This is a genomic window from Flavobacterium sp. B114r, from assembly GCF_056824125.1.
On the sequence record NZ_CP124858.1, the window covers coordinates 2,656,756 to 2,672,289 of the forward strand.

General features: G+C 32.9%; 19 protein-coding genes. 13 read left to right on the forward strand and 6 right to left on the reverse strand.

The genetic code is table 11. The features are described 5' to 3' along the window. Positions 1-122 precede the first annotated feature (122 nt). On the reverse strand, positions 123-2,345 hold the full coding sequence (locus tag QLQ94_RS11365; RefSeq protein WP_271335431.1) for an NADP-dependent isocitrate dehydrogenase: 2,223 nt from the start codon (positions 2,343-2,345) through the stop codon (positions 123-125). 402 nt (positions 2,346-2,747) lie between these two features. On the opposite strand from QLQ94_RS11365, the gene QLQ94_RS11370 reads away from it, so the two are divergent. Continuing rightward, positions 2,748-3,158, forward strand: a complete 411-nt coding sequence (locus QLQ94_RS11370) for a helix-turn-helix domain-containing protein (protein ID WP_271335430.1) — start codon at positions 2,748-2,750, stop codon at positions 3,156-3,158. Positions 3,159-3,689: 531 nt separating this feature from the next. Here the strand turns inward: QLQ94_RS11370 and rplS are convergent. Both rplS and trmD read right to left on the reverse strand, forming a co-directional pair. Continuing rightward, complete coding sequence (gene rplS, locus QLQ94_RS11375) at positions 3,690-4,040, reverse strand: 50S ribosomal protein L19 (protein WP_271335429.1); 351 nt, start codon at positions 4,038-4,040, stop codon at positions 3,690-3,692. A gap of 266 nt (positions 4,041-4,306) precedes the next feature. Further along, positions 4,307-4,990 (reverse strand): tRNA (guanosine(37)-N1)-methyltransferase TrmD, encoded by a 684-nt coding sequence (trmD, locus tag QLQ94_RS11380; protein WP_271335428.1) that lies wholly within the window; start codon positions 4,988-4,990, stop codon positions 4,307-4,309. A 265-nt stretch (positions 4,991-5,255) separates the two neighbouring features. Between trmD and QLQ94_RS11385 the strand changes: the two genes are divergently transcribed. From QLQ94_RS11385 to QLQ94_RS11440, 12 genes are all read left to right on the forward strand, one after another. Continuing rightward, a complete protein-coding gene (locus QLQ94_RS11385; RefSeq protein ID WP_271335427.1) occupies positions 5,256-5,585 on the forward strand; it encodes a hypothetical protein in 330 nt (109 codons plus the stop codon). Between the two features lie 115 nt (positions 5,586-5,700). Beyond that, entirely contained in the window at positions 5,701-6,156 is a 456-nt protein-coding gene (locus tag QLQ94_RS11390) for a nuclear transport factor 2 family protein (RefSeq protein ID WP_271335426.1), read from the forward strand. 553 nt (positions 6,157-6,709) lie between these two features. Further along, a complete protein-coding gene (tnpA, locus tag QLQ94_RS11395) occupies positions 6,710-7,171 on the forward strand; it encodes an IS200/IS605 family transposase (RefSeq protein WP_271335425.1) in 462 nt (153 codons plus the stop codon). Between the two features lie 33 nt (positions 7,172-7,204). After that, a complete protein-coding gene (locus QLQ94_RS11400; protein WP_271335424.1) occupies positions 7,205-8,110 on the forward strand; it encodes a Zn-dependent protease in 906 nt (301 codons plus the stop codon). Between the two features lies 1 nt (position 8,111). Further along, positions 8,112-8,363 (forward strand): NADPH-dependent FMN reductase, encoded by a 252-nt coding sequence (locus QLQ94_RS11405; RefSeq protein WP_482499797.1) that lies wholly within the window; start codon positions 8,112-8,114, stop codon positions 8,361-8,363. Further along, the gene (locus QLQ94_RS11410) at positions 8,345-8,632 is read left to right on the forward strand and encodes an NADPH-dependent FMN reductase (RefSeq protein ID WP_482499799.1); all 288 of its coding nucleotides are present in this window, start codon (positions 8,345-8,347) and stop codon (positions 8,630-8,632) included. Before QLQ94_RS11405 ends, QLQ94_RS11410 begins: the two co-directional genes overlap by 19 nt. 49 nt (positions 8,633-8,681) lie before the next feature. Continuing rightward, entirely contained in the window at positions 8,682-9,554 is an 873-nt protein-coding gene (locus QLQ94_RS11415; RefSeq protein ID WP_482499800.1) for a sugar phosphate isomerase/epimerase family protein, read from the forward strand. Between the two features lie 54 nt (positions 9,555-9,608). Next, positions 9,609-9,956 (forward strand): cupin domain-containing protein, encoded by a 348-nt coding sequence (locus QLQ94_RS11420; RefSeq protein WP_271335421.1) that lies wholly within the window; start codon positions 9,609-9,611, stop codon positions 9,954-9,956. A gap of 215 nt (positions 9,957-10,171) precedes the next feature. Continuing rightward, positions 10,172-11,314, forward strand: coding sequence for an MFS transporter (locus QLQ94_RS11425; protein WP_271335420.1), 1,143 nt, complete (start codon positions 10,172-10,174; stop codon positions 11,312-11,314). Position 11,315: 1 nt separating this feature from the next. Next, positions 11,316-11,609: a hypothetical protein gene (locus tag QLQ94_RS11430; RefSeq protein WP_271335419.1), complete on the forward strand. Its 294-nt coding sequence runs from the start codon at positions 11,316-11,318 to the stop codon at positions 11,607-11,609. 47 nt (positions 11,610-11,656) lie between these two features. Further along, positions 11,657-12,589, forward strand: coding sequence for a peptidylprolyl isomerase (locus QLQ94_RS11435; RefSeq protein WP_271335418.1), 933 nt, complete (start codon positions 11,657-11,659; stop codon positions 12,587-12,589). A gap of 97 nt (positions 12,590-12,686) precedes the next feature. Beyond that, a complete protein-coding gene (locus tag QLQ94_RS11440) occupies positions 12,687-12,995 on the forward strand; it encodes a c-type cytochrome (RefSeq protein ID WP_271335417.1) in 309 nt (102 codons plus the stop codon). A 112-nt stretch (positions 12,996-13,107) separates the two neighbouring features. On the opposite strand, the gene QLQ94_RS11445 is transcribed toward QLQ94_RS11440, so the two are convergent. The 3 genes from QLQ94_RS11445 to QLQ94_RS11455 all read right to left on the reverse strand — a co-directional run bounded on the left by QLQ94_RS11445 (position 13,108) and on the right by QLQ94_RS11455 (position 15,500). After that, positions 13,108-13,503 carry a GreA/GreB family elongation factor gene (locus QLQ94_RS11445; protein WP_271335416.1) on the reverse strand — a complete coding sequence of 132 codons (396 nt, stop codon included), beginning with the start codon at positions 13,501-13,503 and terminating at the stop codon, positions 13,108-13,110. Positions 13,504-13,921: 418 nt separating this feature from the next. Beyond that, positions 13,922-14,476, reverse strand: coding sequence for a thioredoxin family protein (locus QLQ94_RS11450; RefSeq protein WP_482499803.1), 555 nt, complete (start codon positions 14,474-14,476; stop codon positions 13,922-13,924). Between the two features lie 130 nt (positions 14,477-14,606). Next, positions 14,607-15,500: an alpha/beta fold hydrolase gene (locus tag QLQ94_RS11455; RefSeq protein WP_271335414.1), complete on the reverse strand. Its 894-nt coding sequence runs from the start codon at positions 15,498-15,500 to the stop codon at positions 14,607-14,609. Positions 15,501-15,534 lie beyond the last annotated feature (34 nt).

The window sequence follows — 15,534 nt, forward strand, 5'->3', positions numbered from 1 at the left end:
TAGATTATTCTGAAAGGCAAAAAAAAGACAACCGTTTAAAGTTGTCTTTTTATGAAGGTTCAAAGGTTTCTCTCTAGAGACGAATAGTGTTGCGTCTTTATTTGATTGTCCTTAAAATCTTATTATTTTATTTCAGCAACAATTGCGTTAAATGTTGTACTAGGACGCATTGCTTTGCTTACTAAATCAGGAGTTGGCTGGTAATAACCACCAAGAGTTTGAGGTTTTCCTTGTGCACCAATTAGTTCATCATTGATTTTTGTTTCGTTAGCTTCAAATTGAGCAGCAATAGGAGTAAAGATCGCTTTTAATTCAGCATCTTTATTTTGAGCTGCCAAAGCTTGTGCCCAATAAAAAGCAAGATAGAAATGAGAACCACGATTGTCGATCTGACCTACTTTACGGGCAGGAGATTTATCGTTTGCTAAGAATTTATCGTTTGCTTCATCTAAAGTTTCAGATAAAACAATTGCTTTAGAGTTGTCTAAAGTTTGTCCTAAATGCTCTAAAGAAGCACCAAGAGCAAGAAATTCTCCTAATGAATCCCAACGTAAATATCCTTCTTCTGTAAATTGCTCAACGTGTTTTGGGGCAGAACCTCCAGCACCAGTTTCAAACAATCCACCACCATTCATTAACGGAACGATTGATAACATTTTAGCTGAAGTTCCTAATTCTAAAATTGGGAATAAATCAGTTAAGTAATCACGTAAAACGTTTCCTGTTACAGAGATAGTGTCTAAACCTTTGATGATTCTGTCTAAAGTAAATTCAGTTGCAGCAATTGGGTTAAGGATACGGATATCTAGATTTACGGTATTGTAATCTTTTAAATATTTTTGAACTTTTACGATCAATTCTCTGTCATGCGCTCTGTTTTCGTCTAACCAGAAAACAGCAGGAGTATCAGATAAACGAGCTCTGTTTACAGCTAGTTTAACCCAGTCCTGAATAGGAGCGTCTTTAGCCTGACACATTCTAAAAATGTCATTAGCCTCAACGTTCTGCTCCATTAACACAGTTCCTTTATTATCAACTACACGAACAACTCCGTCCGCTTTTACCTGGAAAGTTTTGTCATGAGATCCGTATTCTTCAGCTTTTTGAGCCATCAAACCTACGTTAGGAACACTTCCCATTGTTTTTGGATCAAAAGCACCGTGTTTTTTACAGAAATCGATAGTTGCAGTATAAATTCCAGAATAAGCACGATCCGGAATAACAGCGATTGTATCTTGTTGTTTCCCTTCTTTATTGTACATCTGTCCAGAAGTACGAATCATTGCCGGCATAGAAGCATCAACAATAACATCAGATGGAACGTGTAAGTTTGTAATTCCTTTATCAGAATTTACCATTGCAAGAGCTGGTCCGTTTTCGATCGCTTTAGTAATGTCAGCTTCAACAGCAGCTTGCTCAGGTCTTCCCGCAATTTTTGCGTAGATATCACCTAAACCGTTTCTTGTATCTATATTTAATTCAGAGAATAAAGTGGCGTATTTTGTAAAAAGATCAGCAAAATATACTTCAACGATAGCGCCAAAGATAATTGGATCTGAAACTTTCATCATTGTAGCTTTTAAATGCACAGAAAGTAAAACTCCTTCTTTTTTAGCATCAGCAATAGCGTCAGCAACAAAGCTTTTTAGAGCTTTTAAATGCATTACAGAACTGTCGATTATTTCACCTGCCTTAAGCGGAGTACTTGCTTTAAGAACAGTTGTTGTGCCATCTTTTGCTACGAATTCGATCTTTACATCATTTGCTTCTGCTACAGTAAGTGATTTTTCGCTTCCGTAAAAGTCACCATCAGGCATAGAAGCTACTTTTGTTTTAGAATCAGCAGACCATGCACCCATTGAGTGTGGATTTGCTTTTGCAAAGTTCTTAACTGCTCTTGGAGCTCTACGGTCAGAGTTACCTTCACGTAAAACAGGATTTACAGCAGAACCTAAAACTTTAGCATATTTAGCTTTAATTTCTTTTTCAGCATCATTTTGTGGATCTTCCGGGAAATTAGGAATTTTGTAACCGTGAGACTGTAATTCTGCAATTGCAGCTTTTAATTGTGGTACTGATGCAGAAATATTTGGTAATTTGATGATATTAGCTTCAGGTTGTGTCGCTAATTGACCCAATTCAGCCAAAGCATCTCCAGTTTTTTGAGCATCTGTAAGAACATCAGGAAAATTTGATAAAATTCTACCTGCCAAAGAGATGTCTCTCGTTTCAATTGCAATACCAGCTGTAGCAGTAAATGCTTGAACAATAGGTAAAAAAGAATAAGTCGCTAACAATGGCGCCTCATCAGTTAAGGTGTAATAGATTTTTGAATTCTGTGTCATTTTTTTTTTTTTTTTATAATCGTATCGCCAAGATGTAGCGATGTAAAAGGTATAGTCGGCTCAGAATGAGCGGAGCAAATATAATAAAAACAGTTCGAAAACGGTGTAGTATTCCGGAGAAAAACTGAAATTATCAGATTGTTATTTCGAGGTCGTTAAATTGTCAAATCGATTATTTTGATCCTAAAAAATTATGGTTTTGATGAATCAGAGGTAAAAGTGAAAGATTCCGAAAGAGGAAAAGGCTGAAAGTTATAAAAATCCATTTTAGCTTTGGTGGTTTTTGTCTGAAAAGTTGTATTTTTGACTCAAATGCAATAAACATATAACAAATGTGAAATACATTGTTTAATATGTTTTTTACTTGTTGTTTATTATTACGCTTAATCATTTCTTTGAATTATGAGCACACTTATAAAACCAAATCATATAGGGCGAAAAATTAGCCGTATTAGTGAACTTCGTGATATGAAACAGGAAGCTTTGGTACAAGCTTTAGGAACAAACCAACAAGCTATATCTGCTATTGAAAATAGTGAAACTATAGACGAACAAAAACTTGCAGAAGTTGCAAAAGCACTTGGCGTAACCGTTGAAGCAATTAAAAGTTTTTCAGAAGAAAATATGATTAGTTATTTTAATAGTTTCCAAGACAATAGTATCAATAATGGTAATTTTGCAAATAATCATTGTACTTTCAATCCATTGGATAAATTAATTGAAACTTTTCAGGAAAAAGAAAAGCTTTACGAGCGTTTACTGCAAGCTGAAAAAGATAAAATCGAATATTTAGAAAAACTATTGAATAAATAGAATATCAATTTTTCATTAAAATACAAACCGATGCTTTAATAAGTGTCGGTTTTTTTATTTTGGGCGTGTCCCGCCGAAAGAGGCGGCTCGGGCTATCCGCTGCAAGTCCTCGCACTTCCTTCGTCATGCTGTGGGCTTTCCACTTCTATCCCTCACGTTAGGCACTAAATATTGGTAGTTAATAAAAATCGTAATAAATCTAGCGTGCAGTAGGTACGCAATAGTTACGATTTTGTTGCGTAACTACGGCACGCCCGTATTTCTAATGTATATTATCTACCAATATTTAGTGCCTAACGGCACATTTCAATTCTTGGTTCGCATTGTTCTAATTATCAATACTAAAAAGCTTTTATGTAAATGATTGCCTTAGCCCCGATAGAAGTGGAAATCCTTTTGCTTTTTTCTTTAAAAAGCAAAAGATTGTAACGAATAGCGGGATTAGCTCCTGAAAATTTTAAAAATCAGGCACAAAAAAAAGCTCGTTTCAAATAAATGAAACGAGCTTTTTTATAACAAATCGATAAATGATTATCTTCTTTTATCTTTAATCTTAGCTTTTTTACCAGTAAGTTCTCTGAAGTAGAAAATTCTAGCTCTACGAACAGCTCCTTTTTTGTTGATTTCAACTTTCTGTAAAGCTGGTAAGTTTACTGGGAAGATACGCTCAACTCCAACAGCTCCAGACATTTTACGGATAGTAAAAGTTTCTGTGTTACCAGAACCTCTTCTTTGAATAACAACTCCTTTAAAAAACTGAGTTCTTGTTTTTTCACCCTCTTTAATTTCGTAGTAAACTGTGATAGTATCTCCAGCTCCGAAAACAGGGAAATCTTTTTTAGCAACTAATTCGGTTTGAACGAATTTCATTAAATCTGCCATGATATCTTGTAATTATGGTTTTTGTATAGAGCAACATTCACGGATCTCGCCAGAGGTTAGTCTAATTCGGGTGCAAAGATAAAAAAAAAGTTTAAAGTTTAAAGTTTTTCTTGTTTAAAGTTTTTAGACTTTATAATTAAATTTGCAATATAAAATTTAAAGCTAGGTTTCTAATTTTCAGTTAGATAAAGTTAAAGTTTTATTGGTTTTAAATTTGAATTTAGGTTTTAAGAAACCTGAAACAAAAATAACCCAAAAACCTGAAACTAATCTTGTCCTTCGAGAAGATCTGGTCGTCTGTTTTTAGTATGTTCATACGCCATATCTTCGCGCCATTTATCAATTTTGGCAAAATGGCCGCTTGTTAAAACATCAGGAACTTTCCATCCTTTATAATCTGCGGGTCTTGTATATATAGGTCCTGAAAGTAAATTATCCTGAAAACTATCTGTCAATGCAGATGTTTCATCACTTAAAACACCCGGAATTAATCGGATTAAAGCATCAGATAAAACCAGAGCGCCTAATTCTCCTCCGGATAAAACATAATCGCCAATCGAAATTTCCTTAGTAATAAAGTGATCACGAACACGTTGATCTACACCTTTATAATGTCCGCATAAAATGATAATGTTTTCATACATCGACATTGTATTGGCCATTTTTTGATTCAGAGTTTCTCCGTCAGGCGACATATAGATTATCTCGTCGTATTCACGCTCACTTTTTAGATGTGTGATGCAAGCATCAATGGGTTGAACAGTCATTACCATTCCGGCGCCACCTCCAAAGGGATAATCGTCGACACTTTTTTGTTTGTTTGTAGTGTAATCTCGTAAATTATGAAAATGTACTTCGACAAGACCTTTGTCTATGGCACGTTTCATAATCGAAGCTTCAAAAGGACTTCTTAAAAGTTCAGGCAAAATCGTTACAATGTCAATTCGCATTTTTTTTTGTTCAATAGTTCTAAGCGGCAAAGATACAAAGTTAATATTTGAGAATTTTAAAGATTTAAAAATGGTGCAAGTACGTCTGTCCGCATAAAATTGTAGTTCAAAATTGATTGCTAACATTGTATTTAATTAGTAATAATTATATAATATTAAAATGATTTTGTGTAAATATTTTCTAGTTAATTTCGGCTAATATTGTTAGTGTAATCCTTGTTTAACTGTTTAAAATGAGGATATAACTTTAAAAAACAGTGATCTTATGAAGAAACTTTTACTTTTGACTATTTTGTCAGTTTTATATGCATGTTCTACAAATAAAAATTCGAGTGATAAATGGATTGGCCAATCTAAAAAAAATCTTATAAAGACCTGGGGACCTCCAATACGTACTTTGAACAATGCTGAAAAAGGAGAAATTCTTATCTATGGACAGCAGGTTTATGCGAACGCCAATAATGATGAAGGATCCAGAATTGCCGGTCCTAATCATTGGATTTATACTTATATATATGCCAATAATGATGGGAAAATTTATTTGTATAAAATAGATAAACAGCAAATGACGCCACAAGAGATTGCTGTAAAGTAATTATTTTACATTTATTATTGCCAGATGAGGTTGCGATTTTTTATTGTAATCTCTAATCATTTTATTATATTTAAATTCTTTATTATCTGATTCGTAATGATTTAAAATAAAAATTATGAGAAAAATAATGGTACTTGTTATAATTTTTGTAATTATCTCGTGTAATAATCAAAACCAGCCAAAACCTATGGAAACTTCAAAGAATGAAAAATTAATCAAACAATATTTTGAGTATTTTAATAAGCATGATTGGAAAAAGATGTCGGAAATGTATACCGAAACTGCTGATTTTAAAGATCCTTCTTTAGGACAGGGAATTGTAAAACAAACCCGAAAACAGATTGAAGATAAATATGCGGAATTGAATAAAGTTTTTCCGGATTTGAATGATAAGGTAATTCAAATTTACCCTTCTGGAGAAAAGCATATTATTGTAGAGTTTGTTTCGACCGGAACTGCACCGGATAATTCAAAGTTTGAATTGCCTATTTGTACTATTTTCACAATAGAAAACGCATTAATTACTAAAGATTTTACGTATTTCGATAATTTTGAGGATGGCGAGGAGTAAATTTTATGTATAGTCCCTACGGGACATGATATGGTGGTCAGCTTATTTTAGTTACCGATATTTTGTTCCTAGGGGAACATCAAAAAGTATGATTTATGTATTTGCTACTCTGCTATAAATTATATGTTTACAGTTTTTTTCTTAAGCTAAAGAAATTTTAAAAATATGCTCAATGTATTATTATTCCGTTAGGAATTATATGTTAATAGAAAAAAAATTGCAAATCAAAATTGTCCCGTTAGGGACTATATATTTCGATAATTTCGAGGAAGATGAAAGTTAGGATTAAATGTGTAAAGGTACCTATGTATAGTCCCTACGGGACATGATATGTTGGTCAGCTTATTTTAGTTACCGATATTTTGTTCCTAACGGAACATCGAAAAGAATGATTTATGTATTTGCTATTCTGCTAGAAATTATATGTTTATAGTTTTTTTCTTAAGCTATACTGATTTTAAAAATATGCTCAATGTATTATTATTCCGTCAGGAAATATATGTTGGTAGAAAAAAAATACAAATTAAAATTGTCCCATAGGGACTACATAGTAATGGCAAATACATATACTCAAATACACATTCATTTTGTTTTCGCAGTAAAATTTAGACAAGGTATAATTAATAAAGAGTGGAAAGAAGAACTCTATAAATATATAGCAGGAATTATAAAAAATAATAATCATAAACTTTTAGCAATCAATGGTATTTCTGACCATGTTCATATTTTAATTGGAATAAGGCCAGCACAATCTATCTCTGATTTAATGAAAAATATAAAACAAGATTCTTCAAAGTGGATTAATAATAGTAGATTTCTAGAATGTCACTTTGAATGGCAGGAAGGTTATGGCGCATTTTCATATAGTAAATCACAATTGACTGCCGTAATTAGTTATATTGAAAATCAGGAACTACACCATAAAAAGAGAACTTTCAGAGAGGAGTATATTGACTTTCTTGAAAAATTTGAAATTGATTATGAGGAAAAGTTTATTTTTAAGGAATTAATTTAAAATTGTTTTTTATTAATACATACCAGAAAATAAATGAAAAAAATAATCTTCTTCCTGCTTGTATTATTTTGTTCCTGCAATAAAGAAAAAACAAAAGCAATTACCAAAGCAACACCTAAACAAATTCCTGAACAAGCACCATATTTTGGGCAAATCAAAAGCAATGACGTTAAATTGGCTGAACCTGTTTATGGAGATTGGTTGTATTCCCGTAAAGAAAAAGGACAAACTTTTGAACAATATTTTAGGTCTAAACATATAATTCCAGCAGAAGATTCTAATATTATTTATATACTGCCTATTGGAAATTTTAATACTTTACAAAAAAAGCAAATTAAGCTTGCCAATGAATATTTAGAAATCTACTTTCAATTAAAAACAAAAACTTTAGATCCTATTTCTAATGATGTGGTTCCAAATTCTGCCAGAAGAATGATGGATGGTCATGAACAATTATTGGCAGGTTATCTTTTAACAGATGTTTTAAAAGAGCAAAAGCCATCAAAGAGAATTGCGTTAATGGGGCTTTCAGAACTTGATTTATATCCTAAACCTGAATGGAATTATGTTTTTGGTTTGGCTTCTTATCACGATAAGATTGGCGTGAGTTCAATTTATAGATTACAAGACGGGGAATTGACGTCTGAAAATTTTGATTTGTGTTTATCACGATTGCTTAAAATAAGCTCTCATGAAATTGGACATATGTTTGGCCTGCATCATTGTATTACGGCAAACTGTGTAATGAATGGGACTAATAGCATGTATGAAACAGATAAAAATACTATTCGATTGTGTTCTGTTTGTCAGCAAAAACTAAATTCATGTATACAATACGATAATAAAAAAAGACTGGAAGATTTAGAGAAATATTTTATAAGAAACAATTTAACCGATGGATTTCAGTTAATGAAAAAAGATAGAGACGTAATTAAGTAAAATGCAAAAAGAAACAATAAAAATCTTCGCCATAACGGGAAGTACAAGAAGAAATTCTAGTAATTACAAAATTCTAAAATATATTTCGGAAAATATAAAAACCGAATTTAAAATTGAAATTTTTGAAGATCTGGCTGGTCTTCCTCATTTTAATCCGGATTTAGATAATGATGATGCGCCCAAAGAAGTCAAAGAATTCAGGGATAAAATTAGTGAGGCCGACGGAGTTCTAATTTGCACTCCGGAAGTTTAAAAAATGCTTTAGAGTGGTGTGTTTCGACTATTATTTTTTCAGATAAAAAGACGGGTTTGATAACGGCTTCGGCTTCGGGAGAAATGGGACATGAGCAATTGACATTAATAATGAAAACCCTTGAAGCTAAATTCGAAGATGAAACCAGACTTTTGATACAGGGAATTCGCGGAAAAATTAATGAAGAGGGGGAAATTGTAAGCGAAGAAACGGAAGTTGCTCTTCAGGATTTTATATGTAATTTCGAAAAACAATTTATAGAGGTTTAAGATTGATTTAAATAGATTAATTTTATTTCCGGATTTTTAAAATGAACGAATGATTACAAGGAGAAAATTTATACTAAATACAGGTCTGGCTACGACATTAGTTATGACTTTGCCATCATTAGCTTTTACTATGGATAAAAAAGAAATTGGTTTGCAATTATATACATTACGGGATGAACTCCCTAAAAATGTGGGGTTAACTTTTGAAAAAGTTGCCGCTGCCGGATTTACAACTGTAGAAACGTATGGTTTTTCGATTAAAGATCAGTTTTGGGGTGTTACGCCAATCGAATTAAAGAAGCTACTGGACAAAAACGGGCTCAAAGCGATTAGCGGACATTATAATCTGGGAAGTTTTTTGTATGATGGAAATACATCAGAATTAATTGCTGCGATAGAAGCGGCAAAGGTTCTAAAAAGTGAATTTTTGACAATTCCATGGTTAGATGAGTCTTTCAGGAGAAATATTCAGGATTATAAAAATATTGCAGCCCGAATAAATGAAGCGGCGAAAATGTGTGCAGCCGCAGGTTTAAAAATAGCTTATCACAATCATGATTTTGAATTTCAGAAACATGATGGGATTACAGGTTATGAAATTCTCTTAAAAGAAACTAATAAGGATTTGGTTTATTTTGAATTGGATTTGTATTGGGTTGTTCGTTCAGGAAATGATCCGCTAAAATTGTTTGCAGCAAACCAGGGACGTTTTAAATTGTGGCATGTAAAAGATATGGACAAGGCAAATCAGGCTTTAAACACAGAAATAGGTTCCGGTTCTATTGATTTTAGAACTATTTTTAAGGAAGCAAAACAATCCGGAATGAAACATTTTTTTGTAGAACAGGAGAATAATTATAATCCCGATGCTTTTGAATCTATAAAAACAAGCAGTGGTTTTATTTCTAAAAAATTGATTTAAAAATAAAATCATCTAAAAGTATTATTTTTGTACCAATTCAATTAAAAAACAGATATGCAAACTTTCGGAACAAGCAAAGAATTTATAAAAGGGGATGAAATAGAGTGGGAAGTGGTTGGTGAAGGAATCAAACGCAAAATTCTGGCATACGACGACAGAGTGATGTTGGTGAACGTTCATTTTGAAAAAGGCGGAATTGGTGTTTTGCACGAACATTATCATACGCAAGTAACGTATGTTTCGAGTGGTAAATTTGATGTAACTATAAATGGCGTAACTCAAACCTTAAAAGAAGGAGACAGTTTCTACATTCCGCCTCATGCAATTCATGGAGTAGTTTGTTTAGAAAGCGGATTTTTGACTGATGTTTTTAGCCCTGCCAGAGAAGATTTTTTAAAATAGAATTAAATAAAGAAAATCATTAAGTATCCGTGTTTTTGCGATAACGAATGGGATTAAGCAGCGTCAATTTCCAGAAAATTAATGGTGCAGATTCTCTATTGCAAAGATGCAGATTTACACAGATTTTATAAAAAAAATAACTTTAATTATAAGTTTAGATTAAATATTGATGGTATTTTTGCAAAATGAATTTATCCAAAACGAATGTCTTATTTATGGCAGCTTGCACTGGACTTATAGTTGCAAATCTGTATTACTGCCAACCTCTAATTGTTTTAATTGCCAACGAATTTAAAATTCCCGAAGCCAGCGCTGGAACAATAACATATCTTACTCAGGCAGGTTATGCGATTGGGTTGTTTTTTATGGTTCCTTTAGGCGATAAAATTGAAAGAAAAAAACAAATTTTAATGACCACTTTTGCTTCTGTAATTGCCTTGATTCTGGCAGCTACGGCTAAAAGCTTTTTTCTTTTACAGATTGCCTCCTTATTAATCGGAATTACTTCAATTGTACCACAACTTATTTTGCCTTTGGCCGCTTCATTATGTGCGCCCGAACAACGGGGTAAAGTAGTGGGAACAATCATGAGCGGATTACTTGTTGGTATTTTGCTTTCAAGAACTTTAAGCGGGTTCATTGGTCAGTATTTAGGATGGAGATCAATGTTTTATATCGCTTCAGGAATTTGTCTTTTGATCTTTTTTGTTATTCAGAATAAATTTCCGGTTAATAAACCTCAGTTTAAGGGAAGTTATGGAGAATTAATTAAATCCCTTTTTACACTTATAAAAACACAACCAATTTTAAGAGAAGCGACAATCATAAATGTATTTAGTTTTGCTCAATTTGGTGCTTTCTGGACCACAATGGTTTTATTGCTTTCAGGAGAACCCTTTCATTATAATAGTGCAACAATCGGTTTATTCGGGATTGTTGGTGCATCAGGAGCTTTAGCAGCGCCTTTAGTGGGTAAACTTGGTGATAAAGGAGGATCTAGAGTTGCTGTGGGCTACGGTTGCTTGTTGATTTTGATAAGCTTTCTGGTTTTTTATTTTTCAGTAGAAAGCGTAATCGGAATTGCTATCGGAATCGTATTTATTGATATAGGAATCCAGGGCGTTCATATTTCTAATCAAACCCGGGTATACTCGTTGCTTCCCGAAGCCAGAAACAGATTAAATACCGTATTTATGTCATTTAGCTTTTTAGGAACAGCAGCAGGATCAGCTTACGGATTGTTTTTGTGGAAATTAGGCGGATGGCATGCTGTAACAATTGGGTGTGTTGCTTTATCAGTATTATCATTATTAGTATACGGACTTACTTATAAAGTAAAGTCTAAAAATAAAGTTTAAGATGAAAATAATAACGGCAATTGCTAGTTTGTTTTTGATTTTAAGTTGCCAAAAAACACTTTCTGACAATGAAATAAAAGAATATGTTTGGAAATGCGGGATTCCATGCGGATTGGGTGATATCATAGTCTTTAATCAAAATACAGTTCTTAGAAATGATACGATATTTTTAAAGAATATACCTTACGGGAAAATAGTGAAGCGTACATGTGATTTTGATGAAGGGACTAAAATTTCGGTTATCAATCTCGAAAATTCAGTAATTAAAGATACTTGTATTTTTCACGCAAAATGATATAAAATTAATTTTGTAAATTTGCATTTAAATAAAAAATAATAACAATGGAAAACGGAATATACGCTAAATTCAATACAAGCAAAGGTTCGATTTTAGTAAAACTAACTCACGATTTAACACCAGGAACCGTAGGGAATTTTGTAGCTCTTGCAGAAGGAAATATGGAAAATAAAGTAAAACCTCAAGGACAAAAATTCTATGACGGATTAACATTTCATAGAGTAATTCCTGATTTTATGATTCAGGGTGGATGCCCAAAAGGAACAGGAACTGGTGATCCTGGTTATAAATTTGATGATGAATTTCACCCAAGTTTAAAACACGATCGTCCGGGAGTTTTAGCAATGGCAAATTCAGGACCTGCAAGTAACGGTTCTCAATTTTACATTACTCACGTTCCAACTTCTTGGTTAGACGGAAAACATACTGTTTTTGGTCATGTAATCGAAGGACAGGATATCGTTGATGCTGTTGCACAAGGCGATGCTCTTGAAAATGTAGAAATTATCAGAGTTGGAGAAGAAGCAGAAAAATTTAATGCTATCGAAGCTTTTGTTGGTTTAAAAGGTGCTCGTCTAAAAAGAGATGCAGCTTTAAAAGCAGAGTCTGAAGCAAAAATGGAACAATTAGCTGCTGGTTTTGAAAAAACAGAAAGTGGTTTACGTTATAAAATGATTCAAAAAGGAGAAGGTAAACAAGCAGAAGCTGGTAAAACAGTTGCAGTTCATTACGAAGGTTCTTTAGAAAACGGAAAAGTCTTTGATTCATCTTATCCACGTAAAAAACCAATCGAATTTAGATTAGGTCAGGGACAGGTTATCGAAGGATGGGATGAAGGTGTTGCTTTATTGCAAGTAGGAGACAAAGCTCGTTTTGTAATTCCTTCTGACTTAGCTTACGGGGCTGCCGGAGCTGGAGGAGTTATTCCGCCAAATGCAACTTTGATTTTCGATGTTGAATTAATGGAAGTAAAATAAGAAATATAGAGACAATTTAGTATTGTTTTAAATTAGAATCCCGTATGTCAAGGCATATGGGATTTTTTTATATTTACTTATAAATTAAAGCAAAACAATGAAATCAAAAATCTTAATTCTAACTGCTGCGGTATTACTTTTAGTTTCTTGCGGAACCCAAAAGAATGCTTCTACTGCGTCAACAGTACCTGTAACCGAAACTGCTAAAACTGTAGTATTAACACCTGAATTGGAAGAAGGTAAAAACTTATACGAGAACAGTTGTGCAAGATGTCATAAATTATATGACGCAAAGAAATTTACTGAGCAAGAGTGGAAACCAATTTTAGCAAGGATGCAGAAAAAAGCGAAGTTGGATGATACCCAGATGGCTTCGATATCAAATTATATAACTTCTCAATTGTAAGAAGTTCTTTTGTAGATTTATAAAAACTATTCAGTAACTATTATTGGATAGTTTTTTTGTTTTTAAATAGGGCATAAAAAAACACCTTCACGAATGAGGTGTTTAAAAAAGGTTAAGAATTGTCTTCGGCTATATTACTAACCGCAACTATTTTTAGAGTCTTTATTCCAGCCGGTAGTTCCCAATCGACCTCGTCATTTTCCTTAAATCCAATTATAGCAACACTCAAAGGAGCAAGAATTGAAATTTTACTTTGTTTTACATCAGCAAATGAAGGTAAAACGATTTTAATTTTCATTTGCTTTTTTGCTTTTACATCTTCGATAGTGACGTATGAATTTATTCTTATAATCGAGTTGTCTAATTCGCTTTCTTTGCTAATTACAGCGCGATCTAACTCTTGTGAAAGCTGATTGGCTTCTTTTGCATTTGTTGAATTTTTACTTTTTAATATCAATTCTCTTAAGAAATGATAATCTGTTTTACAGAAAGTGGGTGTTGGTTTCATAAATATGTTTTTATATTATTATTAATGCGTAAGTGTTTTTTAGTGTATTTCTTTACAGGCTTATAAATACATAATTGTTGTTTCAAATTGTACAGGTACAGTTGAAATTTAAAATAATGTATGTTTTGGAAACTTTTGATTGAAAAAACCAAAAAATCATTTGAGAGAGAATTTACTCTTTCAAATAAAATAAATGATTAAATCGTGGTATAAATCCTCCGCCTGAAAGAAGAAATTGGAATAGACGGAGGCCTAATTAATAAAGGCCTTACTATGTGAAATAAATACAGCAGTAATTGGTCTTCTCGTAAGAGAAAACAACAACATAAAAACTGTAATTAGGTTTATAGTGCTCACAATGAGAATAATTAATTGATCTGCAAAGATAGGTAAACTTTTTGAAATACTTCTAATTTGTTTATTTCCATTTAATACTACAGCCAATACTTGGCTTTTGTGGTTCTTTTAAACTTCGGTTATAAATGAGCGCATCAATAGCACTACGAAGATCACTTCCGCTTAACGAAATTCCGTTTCCGGGTCTTGAATCATCCATTTGACCATGATAGAATAAACGATCCTGATTGTCGAATAAATAAAAATCAGGAGTACATGCAGCATTGTAGGCTTTGGCAACTTCCTGGGTCCCGTCAAATAAATACGGAAAATCGATTTTATTTTCAAAAGCAAATTCAGTCATTAATTCAGGAGAATCTTGCGGATATTTTTCGATATCATTACTCGAAATGGCAATAACTCCAATTCCCTGAACGCGATAATCATTTGTAATCATTACGATTTCGTTGATAACATGAAGTACAAACGGACAATGATTACAGATAAAAACCACTAATGTACCTTTTGATCCTTTCAAATCATCAAACGAATATTCATTGTTAGAATTCGCATCTTTTAATTTGAATTTTGGTGCAATTGTTCCAAGCGGAATTATATTTGAAGAGGTTTGTGCCATTTTTATAGAGATAAGATCTTCAAAAATAGCTTTAATATTCTTGTAAAAGAAAGTTTACAGGATTAAAAAAAAACATCCAAAGAAACTTTAACAAAGCTCATAAGTTTCTTTGGATTTATATAGTAGTATTTTATGAATTCAAAAAATTCAATAAATCAGTGTTCAGTTTATCTTTGTTGGTATAGAATAATCCGTGTGGAGCGCCTTCGTAAACGATATAAGTGTTTTCGCGAATGGCTTTTGCAGATTTTTCAGAGGTTAGTTCAATTGGAACGATTTTATCATCGTCTCCATGAATGATTAACGTTGGGACTTTTATAAAATCTAACTCTTCTCTAAAATCAGTATAAGAAAATGATTCGGCACATTTTAGTGTAGCACGAGGAGAAGCAAATGAACATAATGCTCTGTAATATTCAAGTAATGGAGTGCTTAGAGGTTTGTTGATGATGTTGATTCCGAAAAAAGTTTTTCCAAAATTATCCACAAAACCTATTCTGTCTTCTTTGATTGCATTTGCTGTTGCTTCGCTTTTTTCCTTTGGATGTCCGTCAGGATTGTCGCTTGTCTGTAGTAAAAATGGAACTACAGAAGATATTAAGGCAGCTTTTGTTACTCCTTTTCCACCATGACGGCTAAAGTAGCGAACAACCTCGCCACCACCCATTGAAAATCCTACAAGAGTTGCGTTTTCTAATTTTAGCTGGTCAATAATTTCTTTTAAGTCATCAGTCAAAGTATCATAATCATATCCGTCATAAGGTTGAGATGATTTACCAAAACCACGGCGGTCATACACAATTACCCTATAGTTGTTCTGTACCAAAAAATCAACCTGATATTCCCACATTTCATTCGAAAGAGGCCAGCCGTGAATCAAAATAACAGGTTTTCCTTTTCCGTAATCCTTTACATAAAGCTTTACATTTTTTGCAGTTTCGATGTATTTATCAGTGTTTAATTCCTGGATATCAAATTCAAAATCTCTCAGGGATTGGTCGGTATTTAGGATAGTGTTTTCCATTTCTATATCTTTTTTAGTGTTACTTTACTCAGTG